At 64.7% G+C, this 22,580-nt stretch carries 24 protein-coding genes and 2 pseudogenes; 15 read left to right on the forward strand and 11 right to left on the reverse strand.

Annotated features, from left to right (window positions below; all coding sequences use genetic code 11):
• Positions 1-62: 62 nt before the first annotated feature.
• From BMZ69_RS27080 to BMZ69_RS27090, 4 genes and pseudogenes are all read left to right on the forward strand, one after another.
• A complete protein-coding gene (locus tag BMZ69_RS27080) occupies positions 63-1,466 on the forward strand; it encodes an IS30 family transposase (protein ID WP_139219234.1) in 1,404 nt (467 codons plus the stop codon).
• A 7-nt stretch (positions 1,467-1,473) separates the two neighbouring features.
• Positions 1,474-1,752, forward strand: a pseudogene (locus BMZ69_RS27085) (integrase core domain-containing protein); the annotation flags it as partial.
• 348 nt (positions 1,753-2,100) lie between these two features.
• A complete protein-coding gene (locus BMZ69_RS31770; protein ID WP_175506997.1) occupies positions 2,101-2,250 on the forward strand; it encodes a hypothetical protein in 150 nt (49 codons plus the stop codon).
• Positions 2,251-2,262: 12 nt separating this feature from the next.
• A pseudogene (locus tag BMZ69_RS27090) lies at positions 2,263-2,625 on the forward strand (YHS domain-containing (seleno)protein); the annotation flags it as partial.
• A gap of 424 nt (positions 2,626-3,049) precedes the next feature.
• Here BMZ69_RS27090 and yghU read toward each other — a convergent pair.
• Genes yghU through BMZ69_RS27110 form a run of 4 tightly spaced genes read right to left on the reverse strand, consistent with a single transcriptional unit; the run spans position 3,050 to position 6,272 of the window.
• The gene (gene yghU, locus BMZ69_RS27095) at positions 3,050-3,928 is read right to left on the reverse strand and encodes a glutathione-dependent disulfide-bond oxidoreductase (protein WP_092162905.1); all 879 of its coding nucleotides are present in this window, start codon (positions 3,926-3,928) and stop codon (positions 3,050-3,052) included.
• Positions 3,929-3,951: 23 nt separating this feature from the next.
• Positions 3,952-4,656: a glutathione S-transferase family protein gene (locus BMZ69_RS27100; protein ID WP_092162807.1), complete on the reverse strand. Its 705-nt coding sequence runs from the start codon at positions 4,654-4,656 to the stop codon at positions 3,952-3,954.
• The gene (locus BMZ69_RS27105; RefSeq protein WP_092162808.1) at positions 4,653-5,576 is read right to left on the reverse strand and encodes a DMT family transporter; all 924 of its coding nucleotides are present in this window, start codon (positions 5,574-5,576) and stop codon (positions 4,653-4,655) included. The genes BMZ69_RS27100 and BMZ69_RS27105 overlap by 4 nt, the downstream gene beginning before the upstream one ends.
• Positions 5,577-5,621: 45 nt before the next feature.
• Complete coding sequence (locus BMZ69_RS27110; RefSeq protein ID WP_092162809.1) at positions 5,622-6,272, reverse strand: peroxiredoxin-like family protein; 651 nt, start codon at positions 6,270-6,272, stop codon at positions 5,622-5,624.
• 504 nt (positions 6,273-6,776) lie between these two features.
• Here BMZ69_RS27110 and BMZ69_RS27115 point away from each other — a divergent pair.
• Both BMZ69_RS27115 and BMZ69_RS27120 read left to right on the forward strand, forming a co-directional pair.
• Positions 6,777-7,322: a VOC family protein gene (locus BMZ69_RS27115; RefSeq protein ID WP_175506998.1), complete on the forward strand. Its 546-nt coding sequence runs from the start codon at positions 6,777-6,779 to the stop codon at positions 7,320-7,322.
• A gap of 244 nt (positions 7,323-7,566) precedes the next feature.
• Complete coding sequence (locus BMZ69_RS27120) at positions 7,567-7,995, forward strand: cupin domain-containing protein (protein WP_092162811.1); 429 nt, start codon at positions 7,567-7,569, stop codon at positions 7,993-7,995.
• A 274-nt stretch (positions 7,996-8,269) separates the two neighbouring features.
• Here BMZ69_RS27120 and BMZ69_RS27125 read toward each other — a convergent pair whose 3' ends face one another.
• From BMZ69_RS27125 to BMZ69_RS27135, 3 genes are read right to left on the reverse strand one after another with little or no spacing between them, the layout of a single operon-like run.
• The gene (locus BMZ69_RS27125; RefSeq protein ID WP_092162813.1) at positions 8,270-9,184 is read right to left on the reverse strand and encodes a PfkB family carbohydrate kinase; all 915 of its coding nucleotides are present in this window, start codon (positions 9,182-9,184) and stop codon (positions 8,270-8,272) included.
• Entirely contained in the window at positions 9,181-10,023 is an 843-nt protein-coding gene (locus tag BMZ69_RS27130; RefSeq protein WP_092162820.1) for a BtpA/SgcQ family protein, read from the reverse strand. Before BMZ69_RS27130 ends, BMZ69_RS27125 begins: the two co-directional genes overlap by 4 nt.
• A 5-nt stretch (positions 10,024-10,028) precedes the next feature.
• Positions 10,029-11,249 carry a carbohydrate kinase family protein gene (locus BMZ69_RS27135; protein WP_092162821.1) on the reverse strand — a complete coding sequence of 407 codons (1,221 nt, stop codon included), beginning with the start codon at positions 11,247-11,249 and terminating at the stop codon, positions 10,029-10,031.
• 143 nt (positions 11,250-11,392) lie between these two features.
• Here BMZ69_RS27135 and BMZ69_RS27140 point away from each other — a divergent pair, with 143 nt between their 5' ends.
• Positions 11,393-12,334, forward strand: coding sequence for an ABC transporter permease (locus tag BMZ69_RS27140; RefSeq protein ID WP_092162906.1), 942 nt, complete (start codon positions 11,393-11,395; stop codon positions 12,332-12,334).
• On the forward strand, positions 12,331-13,203 hold the full coding sequence (locus tag BMZ69_RS27145; RefSeq protein WP_244543564.1) for an ABC transporter permease: 873 nt from the start codon (positions 12,331-12,333) through the stop codon (positions 13,201-13,203). Before BMZ69_RS27140 ends, BMZ69_RS27145 begins: the two co-directional genes overlap by 4 nt.
• A gap of 198 nt (positions 13,204-13,401) precedes the next feature.
• On the opposite strand, the gene BMZ69_RS27150 is transcribed toward BMZ69_RS27145, so the two are convergent.
• From BMZ69_RS27150 to BMZ69_RS27165, 4 genes are read right to left on the reverse strand one after another with little or no spacing between them, the layout of a single operon-like run.
• Positions 13,402-15,006 carry an ABC transporter substrate-binding protein gene (locus BMZ69_RS27150; protein ID WP_092162822.1) on the reverse strand — a complete coding sequence of 535 codons (1,605 nt, stop codon included), beginning with the start codon at positions 15,004-15,006 and terminating at the stop codon, positions 13,402-13,404.
• Positions 15,007-15,402: an oxalurate catabolism protein HpxZ gene (gene hpxZ, locus BMZ69_RS27155; protein ID WP_092162823.1), complete on the reverse strand. Its 396-nt coding sequence runs from the start codon at positions 15,400-15,402 to the stop codon at positions 15,007-15,009.
• Positions 15,403-15,406: 4 nt separating this feature from the next.
• Positions 15,407-16,789, reverse strand: coding sequence for an AtzE family amidohydrolase (locus BMZ69_RS27160; RefSeq protein WP_092162824.1), 1,383 nt, complete (start codon positions 16,787-16,789; stop codon positions 15,407-15,409).
• Positions 16,786-17,103, reverse strand: coding sequence for an AtzG-like protein (locus tag BMZ69_RS27165; RefSeq protein WP_139219236.1), 318 nt, complete (start codon positions 17,101-17,103; stop codon positions 16,786-16,788). The genes BMZ69_RS27160 and BMZ69_RS27165 overlap by 4 nt, the downstream gene beginning before the upstream one ends.
• 135 nt (positions 17,104-17,238) lie before the next feature.
• On the opposite strand from BMZ69_RS27165, the gene BMZ69_RS27170 reads away from it, so the two are divergent.
• The 7 genes from BMZ69_RS27170 to BMZ69_RS27200 all read left to right on the forward strand — a co-directional run bounded on the left by BMZ69_RS27170 (position 17,239) and on the right by BMZ69_RS27200 (position 22,564).
• Positions 17,239-18,180, forward strand: coding sequence for a carbohydrate kinase family protein (locus tag BMZ69_RS27170; protein WP_092162826.1), 942 nt, complete (start codon positions 17,239-17,241; stop codon positions 18,178-18,180).
• Positions 18,177-19,085: an IF-2B domain-containing protein gene (locus BMZ69_RS27175; RefSeq protein ID WP_092162836.1), complete on the forward strand. Its 909-nt coding sequence runs from the start codon at positions 18,177-18,179 to the stop codon at positions 19,083-19,085. Before BMZ69_RS27170 ends, BMZ69_RS27175 begins: the two co-directional genes overlap by 4 nt.
• A gap of 17 nt (positions 19,086-19,102) precedes the next feature.
• Positions 19,103-20,116, forward strand: a complete 1,014-nt coding sequence (locus tag BMZ69_RS27180) for an SIS domain-containing protein (RefSeq protein ID WP_139219238.1) — start codon at positions 19,103-19,105, stop codon at positions 20,114-20,116.
• Positions 20,113-20,490 (forward strand): nitrile hydratase, encoded by a 378-nt coding sequence (locus tag BMZ69_RS32500; RefSeq protein WP_348272503.1) that lies wholly within the window; start codon positions 20,113-20,115, stop codon positions 20,488-20,490. Before BMZ69_RS27180 ends, BMZ69_RS32500 begins: the two co-directional genes overlap by 4 nt.
• A gap of 9 nt (positions 20,491-20,499) precedes the next feature.
• Positions 20,500-20,793 (forward strand): SH3-like domain-containing protein, encoded by a 294-nt coding sequence (locus BMZ69_RS32505; protein ID WP_092162840.1) that lies wholly within the window; start codon positions 20,500-20,502, stop codon positions 20,791-20,793.
• Positions 20,790-21,464 (forward strand): nitrile hydratase subunit alpha, encoded by a 675-nt coding sequence (locus tag BMZ69_RS27195; protein WP_244543565.1) that lies wholly within the window; start codon positions 20,790-20,792, stop codon positions 21,462-21,464. Before BMZ69_RS32505 ends, BMZ69_RS27195 begins: the two co-directional genes overlap by 4 nt.
• A gap of 290 nt (positions 21,465-21,754) precedes the next feature.
• Positions 21,755-22,564 carry a TrmB family transcriptional regulator gene (locus BMZ69_RS27200; protein ID WP_210188103.1) on the forward strand — a complete coding sequence of 270 codons (810 nt, stop codon included), beginning with the start codon at positions 21,755-21,757 and terminating at the stop codon, positions 22,562-22,564.
• Positions 22,565-22,580 lie beyond the last annotated feature (16 nt).

The following is a 22,580-nucleotide window of genomic DNA, read 5'->3' on the forward strand; positions in this document are numbered from 1 at the left end:
CCGCCACGGTGAGGGCGGATTCAACCGGTCGTCGCAACACCCAGAGATTGGAGGTTGTGACGATGGCTGGTCGACGAGCTTCGGAACGATGCACACGGGGGAAGTTGCGTTCGCCAGGACGACCACCTGCCTGGCAGCGTGAGCATTATTGCCGTTTCTGGCAGGCTATCGCGCGCGGACGTACGAGCGAGCAGGCGGCCGTCGACGCCGGCATTTCGACGCCGCTGGGGCCGCGCTGGTTTCGGAGTTCGGGAGGGATGCCGCCAACCCACTTTGCGCCTTCGGCGCCTGTGCCCACCGGAAGATATTTGTCCTTCGGTGAGCGCGAGGAGATCGCGATCGAGCTTGTCAAGGGCACGGCGATCCGTGCGATTGCACGGAAGCTTGCGCGCTCGCCTAGCACGATCTCACGCGAAGTGCGCCGCAACGCCGCCACGCACGGTGGCAACCTCGACTATCGCGCCATCGCGGCGCAATGGCATGCCGACCGCGCGGCGCGACGACCTCGCCCGGGCAAGCTGGCGAGCAACCCCGCTCTACGCGCCTATGTCGAGCAGCGTCTCTCCGGTCAGGTCACGAGCGTCGATGGCGCCGGCTTCGCGGGTCCCAAGGTGATATGGAAGAAGCGTCGTGCCGTGCTTCGGCAGAGCCGGCGCTGGTCAACCGCGTGGAGCCCCGAGCAGATCGCCCATCGACTTCGGATCGATTACCCGGAGGATTCCACCATGCGCATCAGTCACGAGGCGATCTACCAGTCCTTGTACATTCAAGGTCGCGGGGCGTTGCGCCGAGAGCTGACGGCTTGCTTACGCTCAGGCCGAGCTTTGCGGGTTCCGCGTGAGCGGACCCGCGGCCGTGGAAAGTCCTTCGTGGGCGATGCCGTCATGATCAGCGAACGGCCGCCAGAGGTCGAAGACCGGGCGATCCCGGGACACTGGGAAGGTGATCTCATCCTGGGCCTGCACAGCTCGGCGATCGGCACTCTCGTCGAACGCAGCTCGCGCTTCACGATGTTGCTGCACCTGCCGCGCCAAGAGGGGTATCAGCGTGGACAGGGGGTCAAAAACGGCCCGCCACGTGCGGGCCACGGTGCTGAAGCCGTTCGCACGGCCATTGTCCAATCCATGAGCGAACTACCCAAGACGCTTCGTCAATCGCTCACCTGGGACCAGGGAGCCGAGATGGCTCAGCACGCTCGGCTCCGCATCGAGAGTGGGTTGGAAATCTACTTTTGCGATCCGCAAAGCCCGTGGCAGCGCGGCTCGAACGAAAACACCAACGGCCTCCTGCGCCAGTACTTCCCGAAAGGGACCGATCTCAGCTTGCACTCAACCGGCGAGCTGGCCGCCGTCGCGCACGCGATGAACACCCGGCCACGCAGAACGCACGGATGGAAAACACCGATCGAGGTGCTCGATCAGTTCCTCGCTCAGCAGTATGATGATCGTGTTGCGACGACCGGTTGAATCCGCCCAATATACCTCGCTGGCTTTCGGCAGTCGCTGCAAGGACGCCCGCGTCAGGCCCTCAACCGGCTCCGTTGGCGACGCCTACGACAATGCCATGTGCGAGAGCTTCTTCGCGACGCTGGAATGTGAGTTGCTCGACCGGAACCGCTTCCGCTCGCACAGCGAGGCACGGATGGCCGTCTTCAGCTTCATCGAAGGCTTCTACAACCCGTCACGCCGCCATTCGGCGCTGGGATACCTCTCACCCATCGAATACGAAAGGAAACATCTTGAGCTGAAATGAGCCGCCCAAGCCGTGAACAGTCCACGGAAGCGGGGCAACTCCAGCAGGCATGAGCCACCGCCTTCCGCTTCGCATCGGGCGTTCTCGTTCTCGAGGGGCGGACCAAGCTCGAAGCGAGCTCTGACCGAAGTCCTCGACGGAGGATTCCTGACGACAGGATTATCGCATGGCCCATGTCGAGCCGATCCATGTTCGGATCTGGCCGCTGGGATCGAACGAAGAGCAAACCAAAATAGCTCGGCCCTGCCGTAACCGTTGCATGAGATACGACGAACTATCGATCCTTGATGTCAAGCTGGGCATCCACCCTTGGTATAGCCAAGGAAACCTCACCTTCGGAGAAATTACATGTCGTTGAAGCTCGCTTCTGTTCCTCGCCTCTTCGGTCTAGCCATGCTTACTGCAGCCGTTTCTGCGGCCGCGGTAATGGTCGACGTCAGTGTGGCGCAGGCTTACGACATCACATCGCGGGCTCCGATCAATGTCACTTCGGCATGAGTCGCGCTACAGAGCCATGATCCGGTGGCTTATCAAACCGTCGGGAAGCCAATTCTGGGTTTTGACCGGTTCTCAGCAGAATACGAGGGGGCCATCTATCGATTTTCGTCGGAGGCAAATCTGAAGCTCTTCAAAGCCATGCCGTCGAAGTATGCGCCAGTTCACGGTGGCTTTTGCCTGCAGGGCGCGGCAGGTGGGAGGAAGCTCGATGGTGACCCGAGCATCTTTCAGGTTGTAGACGGCAGGCTTGCCCTGTTCTCGTACAAGGCGGCCCTCGATAGCTATTTGAAGGACCCTGCAAGGAACTCGCAAAAGGCCAGCGACAACTGGGCGAAGATACACGACAAGACGCCCCGCGAGCTCTTCGGCTTTTGATCGCGCTGTCGTCTGGGTCCGCTTGGCGGACCCAGACGACACGCCGGCCTGGCTGGCAATCGCCTTCGACCATACATTTTTGGGAGAATTCCGTCGCGATAATAAATTGATAGCTTCGCGGAAGCCGAACCCGAGCGGATCCGCTGTGGTCGATGGCATATCCTCCAGTCCGCAGGACGGCGGCGGCGGGTTACGGTGTCGGCGTTCGTGGCTGCGTCCGCGCGTCGGCACACGGCGGACTGCGAGGCGGCCAGCGTCTTTTCGACAGTGACGCGCTGAAGCTCGCGCCATCGTCGTCATGCGATGACCTTGGAGCAATCCCACGGTCCTTCGAGGTACGACGCTGTCCAGGCTCTTATCGTGCTGTCTTGACGCGGGCCGATGCCCCCGCCCGCCTGCGCGAGCGCCGACCTACCGTTGGGCATCACGACTGTGTTGCGGCGAGCTTGTCCCTGGTCTTCGTCGCAAAGTCATCGGCGTCGTGGCGCTCGTGAAGCTGCTCGGATGGATCCCCGACAACGCGATTGACCATGCGTCCGCGTTTCACGGCCGGCCTGGCGAATAGCTGCTCGGCCCATCGCCTGACGTTCGTGTACTCGTGCACGGCGAGGAACTCGGCCGCACCGTACTGCCAGCCCTTCACCAGTCCGCCATACCAGGGCCAGATCGCCATGTCGGCGATGGTGTATTCGGAGCCCGCGACAAACTCGCTGCCGGCGAGCCTCCTGTCCAGCACGTCGAGCTGGCGCTTGACCTCCATCGCATAGCGGTTGATCGGGTATTCGAGCTTTGCTGGCGCATAAGCATAGAAGTGGCCGAAACCACCGCCCAGGAATGGAGCCGATCCCATCTGCCAAAACAGCCAGGACAATGTCTCGGCCCGCGCCGGCTGTTCCCGCGGCAGAAAGGCGCCGAACTTCTCGGCGAGATGTACCAAGATGGCACCCGATTCGAATATCCGGATCGGTGTAGAACCGCTGCGATCCAGCAATGCCGGGATCTTCGAGTTCGGATTGATCTCGACGAAGCCGGTGCCGAACTGATCGCCATTGTTGATCCGAATCAGCCAAGCGTCGTATTCGGCGCCCTCGTATCCGGCTGCCAGCAGTTCCTCGAGCATCACCGTGACTTTGATACCATTGGGCGTCCCGAGCGAGTAGAGCTGCAGGGGATGCCTGCCCACGGGCAGATCCTTGTCATGGGTTGGGCCGGCGATCGGACGGTTGATGTTGGCGAAAGTTCCGCCGCTCTCCTTGTCCCAGGACCAGACTTTCGGCGGCAGGTAATCGGTCTTTTCTGTCATGCTCATGGCCTCCAGCTCCGGCTTCACGCCACTGACGGGTAGTTCGACGGAAACAAGGCGCGCTTCGTCTCCTCGTCGTTGGTCTTCTTGAAGTCGTAATCCTTGCCGACTGCACGGGCGGCCGCGACGGCGGGCCGGGCGTCGACGGTCTCGAACAGCCGCTTGAGATGTGGAAATGGGGCGAGTGGATCTTCCGCGCCCTTGCGAACGCGCGAGGCGCGATCGAGCCACCCCCAGACCGACATGTCGGCGATCGTATAAGTCTCTCCGACGATGTGGCTGCGTCCCGCGAGATGGTCGTTCAGCACTTGGTAATGGCGCTCCGCCTCGCGGCGGTAGCGATTCACCGCATAGTCGAGCCCTTCGGGCGCCGCGAATTGGAAGTGGACCGCCTGCCCGGAAAACGGGCCGAGGCCGGACGCGATGAACAGCAGCCAGGAGAGCAGTTCCGCCCTCTCCTCCGGCGCTCCGAGGAATTTCCCAGTTTTCTCAGCAAGATAAAGCAGGATTGCCGTGGAATCGAAGACTCGCACTTCCTTGCCGCCTGGTCCCTGCGTGTCGACGATGGCCGGCACCTTGCCGTTTGGGTTGATAGCTCGGAAGGCGGCCGCGTGCTGTTCGCCCTTGCTCGTATCGACGGGAATCGTTTCGTAAGGCAGTTCGGCTTCTTCTAGGAAGAGCGCTACCTTCGCTGGATTGGGCGTAGGATGGAAATAAAAGCGGATCATGGCACCTCTCTCCCTTCATGCGTCGATTCGAGCGGTTTCTGCGGACGGGCTACAAGCAGAACACCGCCGACGATGATCGCGGTCGCGGCAAGTTCCGCCAACGAGGGCTGCTCGCCAAGGATAGGGACTCCGAGGAGCGAGGCGACCGCAGGCAAGAGCGCTATGATCGCGGTGGCGGCGGCGGGCCCGAGCATCGCGACAGAGCTATTGAAAGTGAAGATCGCGACGCCACTCATCAGCACGCCTTGGTAGACGGCTTGCAGCGCCAACTCGCTGATGGCCGCCTGTTCGAGACGGCCAAGCCCTGCAAGCCAATACACCGGCAGGAACAACACCGCGGACCAGAAGCAGATCAGCGCCGCCGCTTCGATCGGGGTCAACCCGCTTCGGCCGAACAGAAGCGTATAAGTGGCCCACATCGCCGCCGCGACCACGAGGGCGGCGACGCCTGCCACGCTCGGCAAGCCGGCCGTCGCCGCGCCCGCAAGCATGAGTACGGACAATCCGGCCAGGATGGCTGCATATCCACTGCAGCGACGCCAGCCTTGCACCTCGCCGAGGAATATCCAGGCAAAGTCTCCGGCGAACAGCGGCATCAGCGCCGGTGTGATCGCTCCAGCCAGCGCAGCGGATGTGAGACTGAGACCGAACGCGACAAGCAGCACGAACGGCAATCCCCAGAGAATGGCGAACACGAACCCCGTGCCCCAAACGGCTGGCGACAGTCTGGCTCGGCTGCGAACCAGGATCGGAGCAAGCAGCAAAGCACCGATCCCGAAGCGCAGCGCCGCGACGTCCCAGATGCGGAGTTCCCGCGTCATGCCGAAACGTGTGACCACGAACCAGCCGGACAGGATCAGGACGGCGAGCGCCGCCCAGGCGATGCCGGTGACACGGCGCCACCTGCCGGGCGGCAACATCGATCTCCTCGGCGCCGTCGAAATCACCGCGATCCCATCGTGAATCTAGAGCTGAGCGGCCCGCAGGCCCTCGAGGACAGCCTCGGGCTCGGGACGCGCCCTATGGTCGATATCGAGCGATGCAAACGCGACCCGGCCGTCCCGGACGACGACGAAGGTTGCCAGAACTGGAAGTTCCCAACTGTCGTCGCCGTTGATCGCCGGCAAGGCCTTGTTGCTCGCGCGCATCGCGTCGCGCAGTTCTGCTGGCAACGTGAAGACCAGACCGTAGCGACGTGCGACCTCGTTGCCGACATCGCTGAGCACGTCGAAGGTCAACGAATTCTTCTCCGCGGTGCTGAGCGAGCCATCCGGCAGTTGCGGGGAAACGGCGACCAGCCTGCCCCCGAGTGCGGTGATCTGGGGAAGGATCGCCTGGTAGGCGCGCAACTGGATGTTGCAGTAGGGACACCAGCCGCCACGATAGAAAGTCAGTACGACCGAGCCCTGGCGCAGGATATCGTCGAGCATGAGCCGGCGACCGTCGATTCCGGGAAGATCGAAACCCGGAGCCTTGTGACCGACGCCGACCGCCCTTTCCGAGACGAAGGAAGCGCGGATTTCGTCGAGCTTCGCTTCATACACTGCGGCCCGATCCGCCGGCGTGTTCCGCGCGAAATCCGCCCTGACCGCCGCCAGTTGCTCCTCCAGCTTCATGATCCCAAACCTTTCCCGCGAGCCACCGGCCCGTCATCCTGTCTCGCGTTTTAGTTCGACTGTTCTAAAATGCAAAACACGAGGGTGTGAGAGGCGGGGCCGATCTTGCGGGCGCCGGTTGGTGGCTTGGAACAAACGCATCCTTCAATCGCTCGCCTCGGGGGGCGCTCGGAACGGAGAAAAACGTTGGAACGCGACGATGTCTGGCAAGCCGCCCGACGCCGTCCAGTCGATCGCTCCGGCATCCCAAATCCCGCCCTGGGGAGCAGGCCTGCTGGCGGCAAGCGTGCCGTGAGCATAGTGGCGGGCCATTGGTAACGAGACGGCCGGCCGATCCCGCATCCTGATGTCTGTCAGACGGCGAGTGACGATGCCGGAGGGTTCGGATGGATCGCAAGGGACCTGCGATCAGAATGTAACCGATCAGCGGAGGCGCGCGAAATATCTCAAGAGAAGGCGCCATGCAATTCGTGACTGCAAGCGCCGTTGCTTGGGAGGGTAAGCGTGAGACTAGATAAACAAGTGCTGGCGAACGAAGTGGTAGTGGCGCCCGACAACGAGAAGCCGATCCATCTCCTGCATGGCTCAGGCCTGCACCACATCAACGTGCGAGCGTTCGACCTGGACGAGACCATCTCGTTCTACGAGCAGGCCTTCGGCTTTCGCCTTCTCTTCCGCTGGGACGGCGTCGATGGGATGCGTGGACAGCAGGTCTTCTTCCGCAACCCGTTGCAGGGCGCCCAGCTCGACATCGGCGACGGGCAGATCCTCGAGCTGATCCCGGCGCCGAAGAAGGCCGTCCGCCCGAGCGAACTCGCGTCCAGCTTCAACCATATCGGTCTACGCGTCTCAAACCTCGATGAGACCTATGCGCGGGCGCTTGCCAACGGCGCCAAGCCTTACCCGATCCGCGATGGGGCGGGCGGGGTCTGGGACGGGCCAGCGACGATCAAGCTCAAGGCGAGCCCCCCCTTCCAACGGTCCTTCGTGGTCCGCGCGGCGCATGTGATGGGGCCTAATGGGGAAGTTATCGAGCTCTTCGAGTCGTGACATCGATCTCGCGCGACCAGCCCAGGCCAGCGATCCGACTGAAAAGACGGAATTGCTGCCGTCTTAGGCCGTCATTGATCTGATTCCCTGCCGGCCGGCTCCCCTTTGGTGGAGTGGACTAGGCGATTGGCGGGAACCAACCGGTTGAAACGCGAGCGGCCGCTTCTGCGCCGGCGATTGGGTGGGCCGTGGGGTCGAGGCCGGACGGTTAGTCGGCGAAAGCGGATCATCCAGAGAGGCAGAAATGATCACTACGAAAATCTTTGACGCGCAATGTCACGCGATGCAGACGATTTCCGGTCCCTTGCTTGAGCTCGCCAGCCAAGCCGGCGGCGCGGACTTCGCGGTTATTCGCAGCATTGCCCCGCCGGGCATCGTCGTTCCGCTGCACAGCCACGCCGAGCGTGAGACGATGGTGATCATAGATGGGATGTTCAGCGCCTGGCTGGACGGTGCCTGGGCGGACTATGGGCCTGGCGAGATCATCGACGTCCCGCCGAACGTGCCGCACGCACTGCGCAACAACGCCGAGGAGGAAGTGGCGCTGGTCCTTGTCTCGACCCGGCGCATGGCGCAATTCTTCACAGAGGTCAGCGTGCCACCCGCGGACGCCGCGATGACTCCGGCGCGCCTCGCCCACTTCAGCGATGTCGTCGCCGCCTACGGCTTCTAGAACGCCGGCCCGGAGGAGCAGGCCGCCATAGGCATCGAGCTGCCGGGACGATCGAGTGAGGGAAGCGGCGATCCGACAACAAGCAACGCAAGGATCTAGGCATGCACCATATACCTCTAAAGCATTTTCGAGCGAAGTGATTATCTGTTATTGTAAAGAAAACGCGACAAGACAAAGAGATATAGCAATTCCGGGGAGCCTGATTTCGCCGTAATTGCTCTAAGCGTCAAATGCCGCGCGTGCGATTACGGTCACGCCCCTCTTTGCCGCTTGGTCAGGATTCGCGAAACACAGCTCTCCTCGATGCAACGATGCGCGACAATTCATCGGCGGTCGGGAAAGACGGTGTCGTTCCGGGTCGAGAGACGGAAAGCGACGCCGCCGCCAAGGCAACCTTGAGCGCCTCCCGGATGCCGAGCCCCAATGCGAGTCCACCCGCCAGGGTGCCGACGGTGACGTCACCCGCGCCGGCGGTATCGACAACGTCAGTGCCCTGAATCGGCAGGCGCTCGGAATGTGCGGCATTGGCGAGTATGGCATCATCGCCTCCGCGCGTGACGATCACGGTGCGTGCGCCGAAGTCGACAAGGCGGCGAGCGGCGCCGTCGTCCGCCAGGCCGGTCAGGCTTTCGGCCTCGCCCGCATTCGCGACGACGATGTCGGCTTCCGCCACGGCGTGACGTTGATCCCATGCGAGTGGAGCGGTGTTGAGCATGGTGGTGGCGCCTGTCGCGCGCGCTGCTCGAAGTGCTGCCAGGGTCGCCGCTTCGCCGAGATTACCCTGCACGACAAGAATGTCGCCGGGCTTCAGACGGGAAGCCGCGTCGGCGGCTGTCTCGGGGGCAAGCCATCGGGCGCAGGCTGCGGTACTGACAATCGCGTTCTCGCCGTCTCCTGCGATCGTGATCATGGATGTATCGGTCTGGTGAGGAGAGGCCAGCCAAGCCGTTTCCAGCGCTTCGGTCCTCACGCCGTCCCGGAGGTAACGACCATCGGCATCGTCCCCGATCGGCGCGACGAGGACGGTCGGAACGCCGACGCGTGACGCCGCGACGGCCTGGTTGAGGCCTTTGCCTCCGGCGCAGCGCAGAACCGCGTCGGCAAGCATGGTCTCGCCCGGCATTGGCAAATGGCGGACCGAAAGGACGATGTCGACGGTCGCGTTGCCGATTACAAGGACGCGCTTCATGCCCGCGCCTGGCGCACCACGTCCATGAAATGCGCGATGCGTGCGGGATCGACCTCGTTCCACCAGCCGCCATCGTGCTTGAGCGAACTCGCGACGATGACCGCATCGGCGAAGTCGAAGATCGACGCCACATTCTCCGCGGTGACGCCACTGCCGACCAGGACCGGCAGCTTCGTCGCGTTCTGGACCGTCTCGAGCTGGTCGAGCCTGGCGCTGTCGCCGGTGCGCTGACCCGTGACGATCACCGCGTCGGCGTCGAAGAATTCGCTGTCGCGCGTCAGCTCGGTCAGCGTCCGATCGGCTGTGATGGCGTGCGCGCCGTGCTTCACATGCACGTCCGAGAAGATCGCGATATCCTTTGCCCGCAACCAGGCGCGATAGCGGCTTGCCTGTCCCGCCTTGCCTTCCATGAAGCCCTCGTTGGCGACATAGGCATTGGCCCACTGGTTGACGCGGACGAAAGCGGCTCCGGCTGCCTTGGCAACGGCAAGCGCCTGGACCGCGCCATTGGCAAGCACGTTGATGCCGATCGGAAGCTTGCTCGCCTCCGCGACACGGTGGCTCATCACCGCCATCGCCGAGGCCGTCTCGGGACCAAGTTCATCGGGTTTGGCGAAAGGGATATCGCCATGGTTCTCGACGATCAGCCCATCGACGCCGCCGTCGCGATAGCGTCGGGCCTCCGCCTCGGCATAGGCGTAGATGCGATCCATCGGATCGCCTTCATAGTGTGGCGAACCGGGCAGCGGCAGCGAATGGATCACACCGATAACGGCCTTCGTCCGCCCGAACAGGCTCCTGACGACATTGCCTTTGCTGCGGTAGATCGACTGCGACACGGTGCTTACTCCGTCTGGGCGCTGATGACATTGCGATACTCGACGCCTTCGAAGCGGCTCATCAGCTCCGCGACGGACGGGCGGACCACCTGGGCGCCGACCTGTGTGATCGCGAGGCTTCCGGCCATACAGGCGAGGCTCGCCGCCTCGCGTGCCGGCCGTCCGTTCAGCCAGGCTGCGAGAAACGTCCCGACGAAGGCATCGCCCGCACCCGTCGTATCGACGACCGGGACCATCGGCGCAGGCACGCGTTCGATCAGCCCTTCGCGCGTCAGCACCGCCGCCCCTTCCGCCCCGAGTGTCACCGCGATGACCTCCGGCCAGACCCCACTGCCCCTGCCGAGCTTCGCGAGATGGCGCAACCCTTCTGTCGGGTCCGTCGGGCAGCCGGGGATCATCGCCAGCGATTCGCGGTGCAGCACGACGATGTCGAAGCCGGCAAAGACCTGTGCCGCATTTTCGGCCAGCCAGTTCGGTGGAAGGCCCGTCGCCTGCATGCTGGTGCAGAACCCCTTGGCGCGCGCTATCGGCAGGAGCCCGATCTGGCGCGGCACCTGATACCCCTCGAAATGCAGGCACCAGCGCAGGCCGGCAGAGTCGGTGGTCTCGATAAAGTCCCGGACATCGACAGCCGCGAGGCTCGACGGCTCGTTGATGATGGTGCGTCTGCCATCGGCCTCGACCATCACGATCGCGCGGCTGAGCCGTCCGCTGCGCCGCTCGCGCGGCATGATCAGATCGACGCGCCGGGCTGCGAGTTCTGCCGCCGCCCAGTCGCTCTCCTGATCGACCCCGATCACGGTAATGAGCGAGGCGGCCACCGGCAGCGGCGCTCCAAGCCCCGCACCGACGGCGGCGACATTGGCGGCCGGCCCACCTATCGACTTGACGATCTCCCGCGACAGCAGGCGCTCGTCCCGCTCGGGCAGCCGGTCCAGACGGGCGAAATAATCGACGCTGACATAACCGATCGTCGTCAGCCTCGGCACGCTCGCGTCGAGCTTCGGCTCGGCCATGCGCTTGCGTGCGGTCAAGGCCCGGCCCGATTCCGCCGGCCGGAAGGCGAGGTCGGTGATCGCCTGCTCGACCCGGCGGCGAGTTTCCGGGGCAACCGGGATGCGCCCATTTATGACGTTGGAGACGGTGCCCTTCGAAACGCCCGCAGCTTGCGCGACATCGTCGATCGTCGCGTTTCGGGGCGCCGTTCCGGGGGCATTGGCAGTCACAGGAAATGGCTCCGTTCACCCACGGACACAGTGCCTTCAACGCTGCGGACAGTGAAGAGCCTGGCCGGGCCGAGCATTGACAGATGCGTCATGACTAAGGGATAACACCTGAATTGAACCGGTTCAAGGTCTTGATTTACGCCATGTTGGTTATATCGACGCGCCTCCTGAGCTTGATGCCAGTCCTGTTCGGGACGTCGCTCGTCTCCTTCCTCCTGATCCGGCTCGTGCCGGGCGACCCGGCGCTCGCCTTGCTCGGACTGGAGGCCGACGAGGCGGCGATCACGGCGTTCAGAGAAAAACTCTCGCTCGACCAACCGCTGGCGGCCCAGTATTTCACCTGGCTCGGCAACGTGCTATCCGGCGATTTCGGACGCTCGATCCAGGGAGGGCGCGAAGTCTTCCCGCTGCTGATCGGCGCGCTCGGACCGACGGCGCTTCTCTCCGTCGCCGCCCTCGTGATCTCCCTGGCGATCGCCGTACCGGCGGGGATCGTCGCCGCGACCCGGCGCAATAGCGCCGCCGACTATTCCGCGTCCTTCCTGGCATTGTGTGGTCTTTCAATGCCGAGCTTCTGGCTCGGCATTCTGCTGATCCTCGCCTTCTCGATCTGGTTTCCGGTCTTTCCCTCATCCGGCTATGTCTCGCCGTTGACCTCGCCTTCCGAGTTCCTGCGCCATCTCGTCTTGCCTGCGCTGACGCTGGGCGCCGCGCTCGCCGCCGCGACCATGCGCATGACCCGTGCGACGATGCTGGAGGTTCTACGCAGCGACTACGTCCGCACCGCCAGGGCCAAGGGCCTGGCCGGGCGCATGGTCGTCATGCGCCATGCCCTGCCCAATGCGCAGATTCCGATCATCACCTTGATCGGCATCCAGATCGGGCAACTGCTCGGCGGCGTTGTCATCACCGAGACCGTGTTCTCCTGGCCCGGCATCGGCAAGATCGCGGTCGATGCCATATTCGCTCGCGACTACCCGGTCGTGCAAGGTGCGGTCCTACTGACAGCCACTCTGTTCGTGCTGATCAATTTCATCACCGACCTGATCTATACGCTGGTCGACCCACGCGTGAGGGTGAGTTGAGCGAGATCCCGATTCCCGTGCCGACGCCGAGGCTGGGCGCCATGCTGACGAAGCTCGCCGCCGACCGGCGCTCGGCCACAGGTCTCCTGTTCGTCGGGCTCGCCGTACTGATGGCTCTCGCCGCGCCGCTCATCGCGACGCATGATCCCAACCGTCCCGATTTCGTCGCGACGCTCGCCGCGCCGTCGCTCGACCATGTCTTCGGTACCGATGATCTCGGCCGCGACACCTTCTCGCGTGTCGTCTACGGTGCCCAGGCATCGATCCTCGTTGGCGTGCTCAGCGTTGCCGCTGCCTTCGTCTTCGGTACGATCCTGGGACTCGTTGCCGGGTTCTTCGGTCGATGGATCGACGCGCTGATCATGCGCGTGATGGATGTGATCTTCGCCTTCCCGAGCATTCTGCTGGCGCTGGCGATCACGGCCGTGCTGGGCCCAAGCCTGACCAACGCGGTGCTCGCCATCGCGATCGTCAACCTGCCGGTCTTCGCCCGGATCGCCCGGGCGCAAACACTGATCGTCGCGCGCCTCGACTTTGTCGAAGCCGGGCGTGCCATCGGCGCGACGACACCGCGTCTCCTGTTTCGCACCATCCTGCCGAACATCCTGACGCCGGTGATCGTGCAAGGCTCGCTGCTTTTCGCCTCCGCGATCATCACGGAATCCTACCTGTCCTTCCTCGGGCTCGGCGTGCAGCCGCCGACGCCGACCTGGGGCAATATGCTACGCAATGCCATCGGCTTTCTCGACCTTGCGCCCTGGCTTGCCTGTTTCCCCGGCCTCGCGATCTTCCTGGTCGTGCTCGGCTTCAACGTCCTGGGCGATGGCCTGAGGGACAAGCTCGACCCGCGCGACGCCTCGCCGGGTTGAAGCAGGATAATCTCGGAGAAGCGGGGCGTGGTTCTCGACGCGATCTCGCCCTTGGTAAGGCCCGAGACATGGCTTCGAAGCTCTGCGGTCGAGTTCGGCACGGCAAAGGAGCCGTTGATCGATACCGGCAGCAAGATCGCTGCCGGTATCGTCGGGCGTGTCAAATTCTCCGGCTCAGTTCCATTCGGTAAAGTGCCGCTAGGCCGTCAGCCAGGCGTCGAACAGCCGGAACGAGCCGTCGGGATGCTGCGTCCAGTGAAGCTCGTCGGTGCCGCACTGGAGCGCGGCGTCGAAATGGACGAACAGCATCGGCGCATCGTCCGCGATCAACCGCTCCGCCTCGCGATAGAGCGCCGGGCGCGCGCCGGGCACCGCCGCGCTGCGAGCCTCCTTCAGGGCCTGATCCACCTTTTCGTTCCTGTAGCCCATGAAATTATTGGGGCCGTCGATCGTGAACCAGTTGAACATGTTGCCGTCGGGATCGGAGCGCCCGGCCCAGGGCGAGTAGCACAGGTCGAACTCCTTGCCGCGCAGGACGGAGATCAGGCTGGTGCCGTCGATCTGTCTGATCGCAACCTTGAAGCCGGCTTCGGCGGCCTGTGCCTGAATGATCTCGGCGATGCGGATGACGACCGGCGAGTTGATCACCGTTATCTCGAAGCTGGGCGCTGGCTTGCCGGTCTCGGCGAGCAGCGCCTTGGCGCGTGAAGGATCGCGCGTGTAAGGCTTGAAGTTCGGGTCGAAGGTCGAACGCAGCGGAGGCGATATGGCGCCGTAGGCCGGCTGCCCCGTGTTGAAATAGGCGGCGCGCTGCACCGCCTCCATATCGAGCGCGCACATCAATGCCTGGCGCACGCGCTTGTCGTCGAAGGGCGCCCGGGTAAGGTTGAGCGAGAACGCGTTGAAGCCGACGCCGCCTTTTTCCGCGGTCTTCAATCCGCGCTCGCGTTGCAGCGTTCTGAAGTTTTGGGGCGGCACGCTGTCGACGAGGTTGACGGTGCCGCTGCGCAGATTCGCCAGACGCACCGTTTCGTCCGGCATCGGCCGTAGCGTGACCCGGTCGAGATAGGGCATGCCCTCGCGCCAGTAGCCGTCGAAACGCTCCAGAACCAGTTCGGCGTTTTTGGTCCAGCTGACGACCCTGAACGGACCTGCTCCGACGGCCCGGGTGGCGAAATCGGCACCGAGGCGCTCGACCGCCGCAGGCGAGGCGAAAAGTCCGGCCCGATTGGTCAGCGCATGCGGAAAAGGCGCAAAGGGCCGCTTAAAGCGAACGCTGAAGCCGCGCTCGCCCATAACCTCGACGGCGTCGACGGGCCCGAGATCGGACCGGCGCGGCGAGCCCGTTTTCGGATCCAGCATCCTCTCGAAGTTCCACTTCGCGGCCTTCGCGTCGAAGGGGGAGCCGTCATGGAAGGTCAGGCCCGGGCGCAGCGCGAAGACGTAGGTCAGTTCGTCCTTCATCTCATAGGAGGCGAGCCCCGGCTCGATCACCAGGTCCGGCGTAATCGAAAGCAAGGGCTCGTGCATGAGATACTGCGCGTAGATCTCAAAGAACGACGAGAAGAACGCCGGGTCCAACGTGACGGGATCGGACACGACCCCGATCGTCAGCGCGCCGCCCTTTCGTGGCAGAGCCGATTGACCGATGGCCTGGCTCGAGACTCCCGCGACCGCAAAAGTTGCCATTCCGGCAGCGGCTCGTACGAGGTCGCGCCGGCTCGGCGATGAAATTTCGATTGGCATGACAGGTTCCCCAATTGTTGTGCTGCGGCCGCGTTCGTTTGCGAGGCTCGCAACCATTCAGCGCTCGAATTCCTCCCGAAACGACACGTGGGCGGCGACGACACGCCATCCTTCCGGCCGACGCGCCCAAATCTGGCTCTGACGCCCGACACGCGGATCGCCCGGATAGGCGAACTCCGTATTGACGACGGCGGCATCGCGGCCGATTGCGGTAATGCGCGTATTTGCGAGCACGCGTCCGGGAACCGATTTGCGCGTTCGGCGATAGGCGGCGATCGCAGCGTGGCCATAAAGGTTTTCCGCCACACCAAAGCGAATGGTTCGCTCGTCGCGCCAGAAGAACTCGTCGAGAGCGACTGGATCATAGTCCATGAGCGCGCGCTCATAGCCGACGAACGCGGCGGTGACCTCCGCAATGACGGTTTCGTCGTCGATATCCGCCAATCCTGTCATGAACTCAGCTCTCTTTTATCCAGGCGCCGGCAACGCCCTCTATCTCCAGCGCACGCGCCACGCGGAACAGCGCCGCCTCGTTCCACGGGGCGGCGACCAGTTGGACGGCCCGCGGCAACGCGTCGCCGGTCCGGATCGGAACGACGAGCGCCGGTAAACCGATCACGCTGACCGGCTGCGTGAACAGGCCGAGCGCGCCGCGTGGATCCATGCTTTCGCCCGCCACGCAGATACGGTCCGTCCCGATCACGGGCGCCTCGAACGGAACCGCGGGCGTGACCAGCACGTCGATCGCCTCGAACACCCGGAGTGCCGCTTCGCGATAATGTCTGCGCGCACGCTGGGCCCGGAGATACAACTCCGCCGGGACCAATGCGCCGGCGAGAAATCGATCCCGCGTCATCGGGTCGAAATCGTGAGCCCGTGTCCGCAGACGCGGCAGATGCACGCTCGATCCTTCGACGAGGGTGATCACCAGAGAGGCGGCCCAGCCTTGGGCCGCTTCGGGCAGGTCGGCACGCCGGGTCGCGCCCAACGTCCGGGCGACATCCGCCGCGACAGCAAGGGCGCGCTCATCCGCCCTGCTCGCGAAATAACCATCTCCGAGCGCGATCCGCAGCCCCTCGATGCCGTTTTCGGCAAGCGCGGTGACGGGCTCGGGCGCGACTGGTGCGCAGACCGCGTCCGTCGCGTCGAACCCCTGCATGGCGTCATAGGCCAGGGCTAGGTCCGTGGCACATCCGGCGATCGGACCGATATGGTCGAAGCTCTCGGCGAAGATCTGCGTCCCGGCCCGGGACAGGCGACCATAGGTCGGCTTGAGACCGAAGACGCCGCAAAGTGCGGAGGGCACGCGAATCGAGCCGTTGGTGTCGCTGCCCAGGCTCAGCGGGACCAGACCGGCCGCGACCGCCGCTGCCGAGCCGCCGGACGAACCGCCCGCGAGCCTCGTCGGGTCATGCGGGTTGCGCGTCGCTCCGTAATGCGTGTTCTCGGTGGTGAAGCCCGAGGCGTACTCGTCCATGTTGAGCGCGCCGACGAGGATCGCGCCGGCCGCCTCCAGGCGGCGAATGGCCGTGGCGTCCCGCTGCGCCGGCGCATCCTCCGCCGATATGCGGGAGCCGGCGATCGTGGCTGCGCCCGCGATGTCGAACAGGTTCTTGACCGCGAAGGGCACTCCTGCGAGCGGACCTGCCTCTCCGCCTGCAGCCAATGTCCGGTCGATCGCCTCCGCGCGCTTTCGCGCCCGTTCGGCCGTGACGAGCGTAAAGGCGTTGATTCGCGAATCGCCGGTCGCGATTTGCGAGAGCGCCGCCTCGACGGTGTCGGCTGCCGTTCTGCGACCGGCCTGAACGGCCGTGGCGATGACGTGCGCGGAATCCGTCATGCGCGAAAGACCGGTGCGAGTTCCATCACCTGCGAGCAGGGTGCCTCCGGCTCGGCGAGCGTCGCCGCTACAGCAAGGATTGCGCGCAGATTGTCGCGCACGCCCGCAAGGCATTCGGCAGGGATATCCAGTCGGATCGTCTCGGCCGTCGCGAGCAGCATCGCGTCGAGAGCATCATTGCTCAAGCCGCCGTGCAGGAGGGCTCGATCCGCTGTTTCGCGGTTGGGCGCCGTGGTCGCGGGCGAAGCTGGATCTGTTGCGTTGCTCATGATGATGCGATATTGAACCGGTTCAATAGCCGAGTTTTCGTTCAACTACGGAGCGTTGTCAATGCCTGCCTCTGTTGTCCCCGATGCAATGCGTTCCGGGCGTATGCGGAGCGAGGTTCGACCGGACGGCGCCGGAGCAAGTGCGGTTTCCCCGGCACCCGCAAATCGTCGGGCGGCGCCATGACGCCTCCGTCGTTCAGCCGCCCGGCCGGAGCGCCGGTGATCGCCTGCATAGGCGACATCGACATCGACTGGCTGATGCAGGTCGATCGCCTTCCTTCGCAGGACGACAAATTGCCCGCACGCAGTTTGGTCAGGCGCCCTGGCGGCATGGCCGCCAACGTTGCCTTCACCGTGCGGCGGCTCGGCGGCGAGAGCAGGTTGATCGGGCGCGTCGGCGCCGACGAGGAGGGGCGGGAGCTCCTCCTCCATCTTCGAAACGAGGGGATTGATGTCGGCGGCGTCGTGGTCGTCGATGGCGAGCGCACCTTCCAGTGTCTCGTCTTCATCGGGCCGGCGGGCGACCGTGCCTTGGTCCGGCTGCCCAGCAAGCTGGTCGTTCCGAACGTGCACGACATCGACGATGCCAACCTCGCCGGTTGCGACCATGCGCACTTGACCTGCACCGATGCCGAGGTGGCCGCCCATGTCGTCGCGCTGTCGCGCCGCCTGGGGTTCTCGATCTCGATCGACATCGAGGAGACCGATCTGCCGCGCGATCCGGACGATCTGAGATCGCTGCTGGCCGGCGTCGACCTGGTCTTCCTGAATCAGCGCACGCGCCGCGCGGTCGAGCGGAACGGCGCGCTTCGGGACTTCGGTGGTGCGCTCGTTACGACCCTCGGAGCGGACGGCGCTCGTTTCGAGGCCCCCGGTATTGCGGTCGACAGTTCCGGTCATCGGGTCGATGTCCGCGACACGACCGGCGCCGGTGATGCCTTTGCCGGCGCCTTCCTAACGTCGTGGCTCGTCGACAAGGCCGATCCGGAAAGCTCGCTGGCTACGGCCAATCGTATCGCTGCGTACTCTACCTGCGGAATCGGCGCTCAGACCGGCTTCCGCGTTGAAGGCGTGTCTCAGTCGGCGACCTGCGCGTCCGTGCCCCCGGGCGCGCTGCCATGACCGGCGTTCGGCGTTTCGTACTCGATCGCAGGCTGGTGGAAGCGGACGAGCCCCGTCTCGACGCGACCGAGCTCGATCACCTGGCGCGCATCGTCGACGGGGAGGAGCTCGGTGCAAGTCGACATGCGCAGCTCGCCCAGGCTGTGCTCGTCCATGGCGCAGGCGGCTCGAGCGCGAGACGTGCCATGATCGTCGACTTCATCGCGTCAACCCGCGGCGCAGAGGCGCCGATCGTGGATTTTGCGATGAACTGGCTCCTCGAGCCCGGCGAGACGTCGCAACCGGCGCTTGCGGCCCGTGCAGCAGGCTGGACGACGATGATCGCGTCCCTCCGGACCGCTCTCGTCGACGCAGCGGTGTCTCATCTGCGGCACGCTCGCGTGCTGGTGCTGTTCGACTATTCGGGCACTGTCGCCGATGTCGTCGCGGGCCTCGCCGCCAGCGGTCGGCGACCCGCCCTGATCATCCCCGAGAGCCGCGCGATTGCCGGCGGGCGGCGCTATCTCGAACGGCTGGCGCCGCTCGCGCTGCCGACGCGCTTCGTCTTCGACGCGGCGCTCGATGGCGAGTTGGTGGGCGTCGACGCTCTGCTCCTCGGGGCCGAAAGCCTCAGCCCGGATGGCGGTCTCGTGAACACGCTGGGCAGCCGAGGCGCGGCCCGGCTGGCGCAGGCGCATGGCGTGCCGGTACTCGGCTGTGCGGAACTGATCAAACGTGACCGCACGCCGGGCAAACGCCTGCCCGAGCCACGCGATTTCAGCGCCACGCTTCTCGCCGGTCTCGATGCGGACTGGGCGATCGATTGCCGTCAGGCCGAACTCGAACATGTTCCGCCCGGACTGATCTCGCTTCATCTCACCGAGCGTGGCCCGATGCGGCCCGCAATGCTGACGAGCTTTCCGTGAACGCGTCTCATGCGATCATGCGCGCCGAGATCGCCGCCCAGCCCGCGATCTTGCGCGCCGTAATCCCGGAGTTGCGGAAGGCCGCCGCCGCCATTCCGTGGCCGTCTTCGCCGACGCGGATCATATTCTGCGGTTGCGGAGATTCCCTGACGGCACCCGGGATCGTCGCGGCAACCTCCGGCAAGACACGCCATCACGTGCTGGTGGCCTCGGCCCTGGAGGTTGCGTCCTATCTCCGGCTCGCCGCCGAGGATCTCGTCGTGGCCGCCTCGATCTCGGGGAGCACCGCCGAAACGGTCGCCGCTGCCGCATCTGCACGACGCGCCGGCGCTCGGTGCTGCGCCATCACCGCCGCGCCGGCGTCGCCGCTCGCCCGCGAGGCCGGGCACGTCGTGGCGCTGCCCTACGAGCCGATCAGCCGGCTCACGCCGCACACCCTCGACTTCACCATGACGGTGGCGGCTCTGCTGGCATTGACCGGGGAAGCGCTTGGAACCGGTCCCGGCGTCCAGCGCCTGCCCGCGATCGTCGAGCGGACGCTCGCCTTGCCGGAGGCGCAGATCGACGCCGCCGCACGGCTCTGGTCGCCGACGGCATGCCTCTATGTGCTGGGCGCCGGGCCTGGTCTCGCCACAGCGCGCTATATCGTCGCGAAATTCCAAGAGGCCTTTGGCTGTGCCGCCATCGCAGCCGAACTCGAGGATGTGGCGCATGGCCAGCACCTGTCCTTCCGGACCGGCGATGTCGCCTTGTTGCTGGCGCTCGACCCGCCGGCGGCGGCGCGCGCCGCGCAGCTCTTGCCGGGGCTGCGTCGACTCGGGCTCGGTTGCATCGTGATCGGCGGCGGCTACATGCCCGATATCGCTATCGAGGCGGAAGAGGGCTGGCCTATGCGGCTCGCGGCGGCCATCATCGGGCAGCGATTGTGCCTGTCCGCCGCGGAGCATCACGGATTGCCCGTGATCTGGCCCGTCGACGCACCGCAGATTCTGGCCCAGCGCTCTTGGGCAGGCGCCAGTCGTGAACGATGATCGTATTCGGCAAGCAGGAGGTGATGGTGAGCGGTTTGCTGCGTGGCTATCATGATGTCGGCGGTCGTCCGGCAGGGCCGGTCGAAAAGACGACCCATCCATTCCAGCCATGGCAGAAGACCGGCGAGGCGATGCGCGTGGCGCTGGAGCTGAAGTCACGTCTGGTCTCGCTCGACGAGCTGCGGCGCGGCTTCGAATCCTTCGGTGCGGAGTTGTACTCCTCTCTCGGCTTCTATGAACGTCGTGCCGAGGCGCTGACCGTTCTGCTCGACGAAAAGGGGGTCCTGCGTCGGGACGAAATCGTCGCGCGCATGCGTGAGATCGCGGCCGGACGCGGCCAATCCGTCGATTTCGCGACCCGCACCGTCCGGTGAGCCATGGCCATGCCGCGTTTCTCCGCTGGTGCCCGCGTCTATATCGTCGACCTCGGCAAGACCGGGCACGTCCGGATTCCATGGTATGTCCGCTACAAGGAGGGCGAGATCGAACGTTACTGCGGCGCCTATGCCAATCCCGAGGATCTGGCCTATGCACGTCACGACCGACCGAAGGTGGATCTCTATCGCGTCAGGCTCCGCCAGACCGATCTCTGGCCGGACTATGACGGCGAGAAGCGCGATACCCTCGACATCGAGGTCTACGATCACTGGCTCGAGCCGGCAGGAGACGAGCCGTGAACGATCGCAAGGGCCGCTTCGTCAGCCATCCGGACGATGACGCGACGGTGATCGAGGGCCATGCCGGCGCCGACTACTATGCGCTCATGACCGAGGCGACGCGTCAGCTTCTGATCGAGCGCGGCCTTCTGATCCAGAGCGACATCGATGCGGTGATCGCATCGCTGGAGGCGCCTCGGCCCGAATGGGGCGCGATGATCGTGGCGCGGGCCTGGCGCGACGACGCCTATCGCGCCAGGTTGCTGGCCGATGGATCCGGCGCGGCGGCCGAGATGGGCTTCAGGATAAAGGAGGCGCAACTCGTCGTCGTGGAGAATAGTCCGACCCTGCACAATCTCGTCGTCTGCACATTGTGCTCTTGCTATCCGCGCTCGCTGCTGGGCCAGCCGCCCTGGTGGTACATCTCCAAATCCTACCGGGCGCGAGCCGTGCGGGAGCCGCGCCGGGTCCTCGCGGAACTCGGGCTTGTCATCCCGCCCGAGGTCGAACTGCGGGTGCACGACAGCAATGCCGACATGCGCTATCTCGTGCTCCCGATGGCGCCGGCAGACAGCGGGACGCTCGATGAAGCGGCGCTGGCGAAACTGGTCACGCGCGATGCCATGATCGGCGCATCGCTCGCCGGTAAGGACGCGACGATGCCGTTCGGCCGCAGCAAGCCGCACGGCTGAGCCGCCTTGTCGCCGAGTCCCGGCGGGCTGTTGCGCGTGACGATCTCAAACCCCGGAGCCGATGGTTCTGCTGCGCAACAGCGGGGCTTCCAATGCTGTGCTCAAATCCGCCGGCTGGTCGTTAGTCGGATTATATCGACTTCAGAAAATTAGGCATACCTGGCAGATTATGCTTCATAATTGAGCAATAAATGCACAAAATTCTGCATTGATTCCTGATCTAGCGCCTGAATAAAATTCCTAGTCGGAATATTCCGACCTATGGAAGCGGGCGAGATAGAGGGCTTACGGTGGACATCGAAAAGGCCTTGGCGCGCCTCGGCATTGTGGGCAACCTCTACAAAGTCTATCGCGCGGCGATAGAGCTCGGGGACGTTCCCGTCGCTGCGGTCATCGAGCGCGCGGGCCTGCCCAAGGCCACGGTCTATGACGCACTCGTCCGCCTCGAGCAGGAGGGGCTGATCGCGGACTGGGGCAAGCCCGGCCGGCGCCGCGTCGTCGCCTACGACCCCGCGATCCTTCTCGAACAGGTCGAGGCGCGCCGTGAGATGCTGGGCGCGCTGCTGCCGCAGCTGCGTTCGCTCTACAACGCGGCCAAGGGGAAGCCCGGCATTCGTTTCTACGAGGGGCTGGAGGGTGTCGAGAAGGCGCTGTGGGACTCGCTCACCGCCACCTCCGGCGTCATGTACTGCACCTTTGCCATGGCCGAGATCATCGAAGTTCCCGGCCTTGCGCGAATGGCTGAATTCCAGGCCGAGCGGCTCGCGCGCGGCATCGACATGAAGGTTATTCGCTCGCGCCAGCACGACCGGCGCGACATCTGGGCCTGCAGTCGCGCCGAGCGCCGCGAACTGCGCTTCGCTCCGGGCGAGACCGTACTCGGCATGACGATGCTGATCTACGACACCCGCGTCGCGATCGTCTCATCGAAGAACGAGAGCTACGGGCTGATCATCGAGAGCGCCGAGTTCTCGTCCCTGCTGCTCGCAATGTTCACGACCATCTGGGCCGTGAGCGAGCCCGTTCCCTATATCGAGGATCAGGACAATGACAGCTCAGGCGGTCAGTTCGCCGGCCACCCTGTCCGCACCGGCGCCTAGCCGGATGCGGAGCGCG

This window comes from Allobosea sp. CRIB-10 (assembly GCF_900112185.1).
In the GTDB taxonomy this organism is placed as follows: domain Bacteria; phylum Pseudomonadota; class Alphaproteobacteria; order Rhizobiales; family Beijerinckiaceae; genus Allobosea.

Excerpts from the sequence above, each read along its gene's own strand:
- BMZ69_RS27175 (WP_092162836.1), top strand. The coding sequence starts at position 18,177 with ATGACCGGCGTTCGGCGTTTCGTACTCGATCGCAGGCTGGTGGAAGCG.
- yghU (WP_092162905.1), bottom strand. The coding sequence starts at position 3,928 with ATGACAGAAAAGACCGATTACCTGCCGCCGAAAGTCTGGTCCTGGGAC.
- hpxZ (WP_092162823.1), bottom strand. The coding sequence starts at position 15,402 with ATGACAGGATTGGCGGATATCGACGACGAAACCGTCATTGCGGAGGTC.
- BMZ69_RS27105 (WP_092162808.1), bottom strand. The coding sequence starts at position 5,576 with ATGTTGCCGCCCGGCAGGTGGCGCCGTGTCACCGGCATCGCCTGGGCG.
- BMZ69_RS27110 (WP_092162809.1), bottom strand. The coding sequence starts at position 6,272 with ATGAAGCTGGAGGAGCAACTGGCGGCGGTCAGGGCGGATTTCGCGCGG.
- BMZ69_RS27100 (WP_092162807.1), bottom strand. The coding sequence starts at position 4,656 with ATGATCCGCTTTTATTTCCATCCTACGCCCAATCCAGCGAAGGTAGCG.
- BMZ69_RS27140 (WP_092162906.1), top strand. The coding sequence starts at position 11,393 with ATGTTGGTTATATCGACGCGCCTCCTGAGCTTGATGCCAGTCCTGTTC.
- BMZ69_RS32505 (WP_092162840.1), top strand. The coding sequence starts at position 20,500 with ATGCCGCGTTTCTCCGCTGGTGCCCGCGTCTATATCGTCGACCTCGGC.
- BMZ69_RS31770 (WP_175506997.1), top strand. The coding sequence starts at position 2,101 with ATGTCGTTGAAGCTCGCTTCTGTTCCTCGCCTCTTCGGTCTAGCCATG.
- BMZ69_RS27125 (WP_092162813.1), bottom strand. The coding sequence starts at position 9,184 with ATGAAGCGCGTCCTTGTAATCGGCAACGCGACCGTCGACATCGTCCTT.
- BMZ69_RS27180 (WP_139219238.1), top strand. The coding sequence starts at position 19,103 with ATGCGCGCCGAGATCGCCGCCCAGCCCGCGATCTTGCGCGCCGTAATC.
- BMZ69_RS27080 (WP_139219234.1), top strand. The coding sequence starts at position 63 with ATGGCTGGTCGACGAGCTTCGGAACGATGCACACGGGGGAAGTTGCGT.
- BMZ69_RS27150 (WP_092162822.1), bottom strand. The coding sequence starts at position 15,006 with ATGGTTGCGAGCCTCGCAAACGAACGCGGCCGCAGCACAACAATTGGG.
- BMZ69_RS27170 (WP_092162826.1), top strand. The coding sequence starts at position 17,239 with ATGACGCCTCCGTCGTTCAGCCGCCCGGCCGGAGCGCCGGTGATCGCC.
- BMZ69_RS32500 (WP_348272503.1), top strand. The coding sequence starts at position 20,113 with ATGATCGTATTCGGCAAGCAGGAGGTGATGGTGAGCGGTTTGCTGCGT.
- BMZ69_RS27120 (WP_092162811.1), top strand. The coding sequence starts at position 7,567 with ATGATCACTACGAAAATCTTTGACGCGCAATGTCACGCGATGCAGACG.
- BMZ69_RS27160 (WP_092162824.1), bottom strand. The coding sequence starts at position 16,789 with ATGACGGATTCCGCGCACGTCATCGCCACGGCCGTTCAGGCCGGTCGC.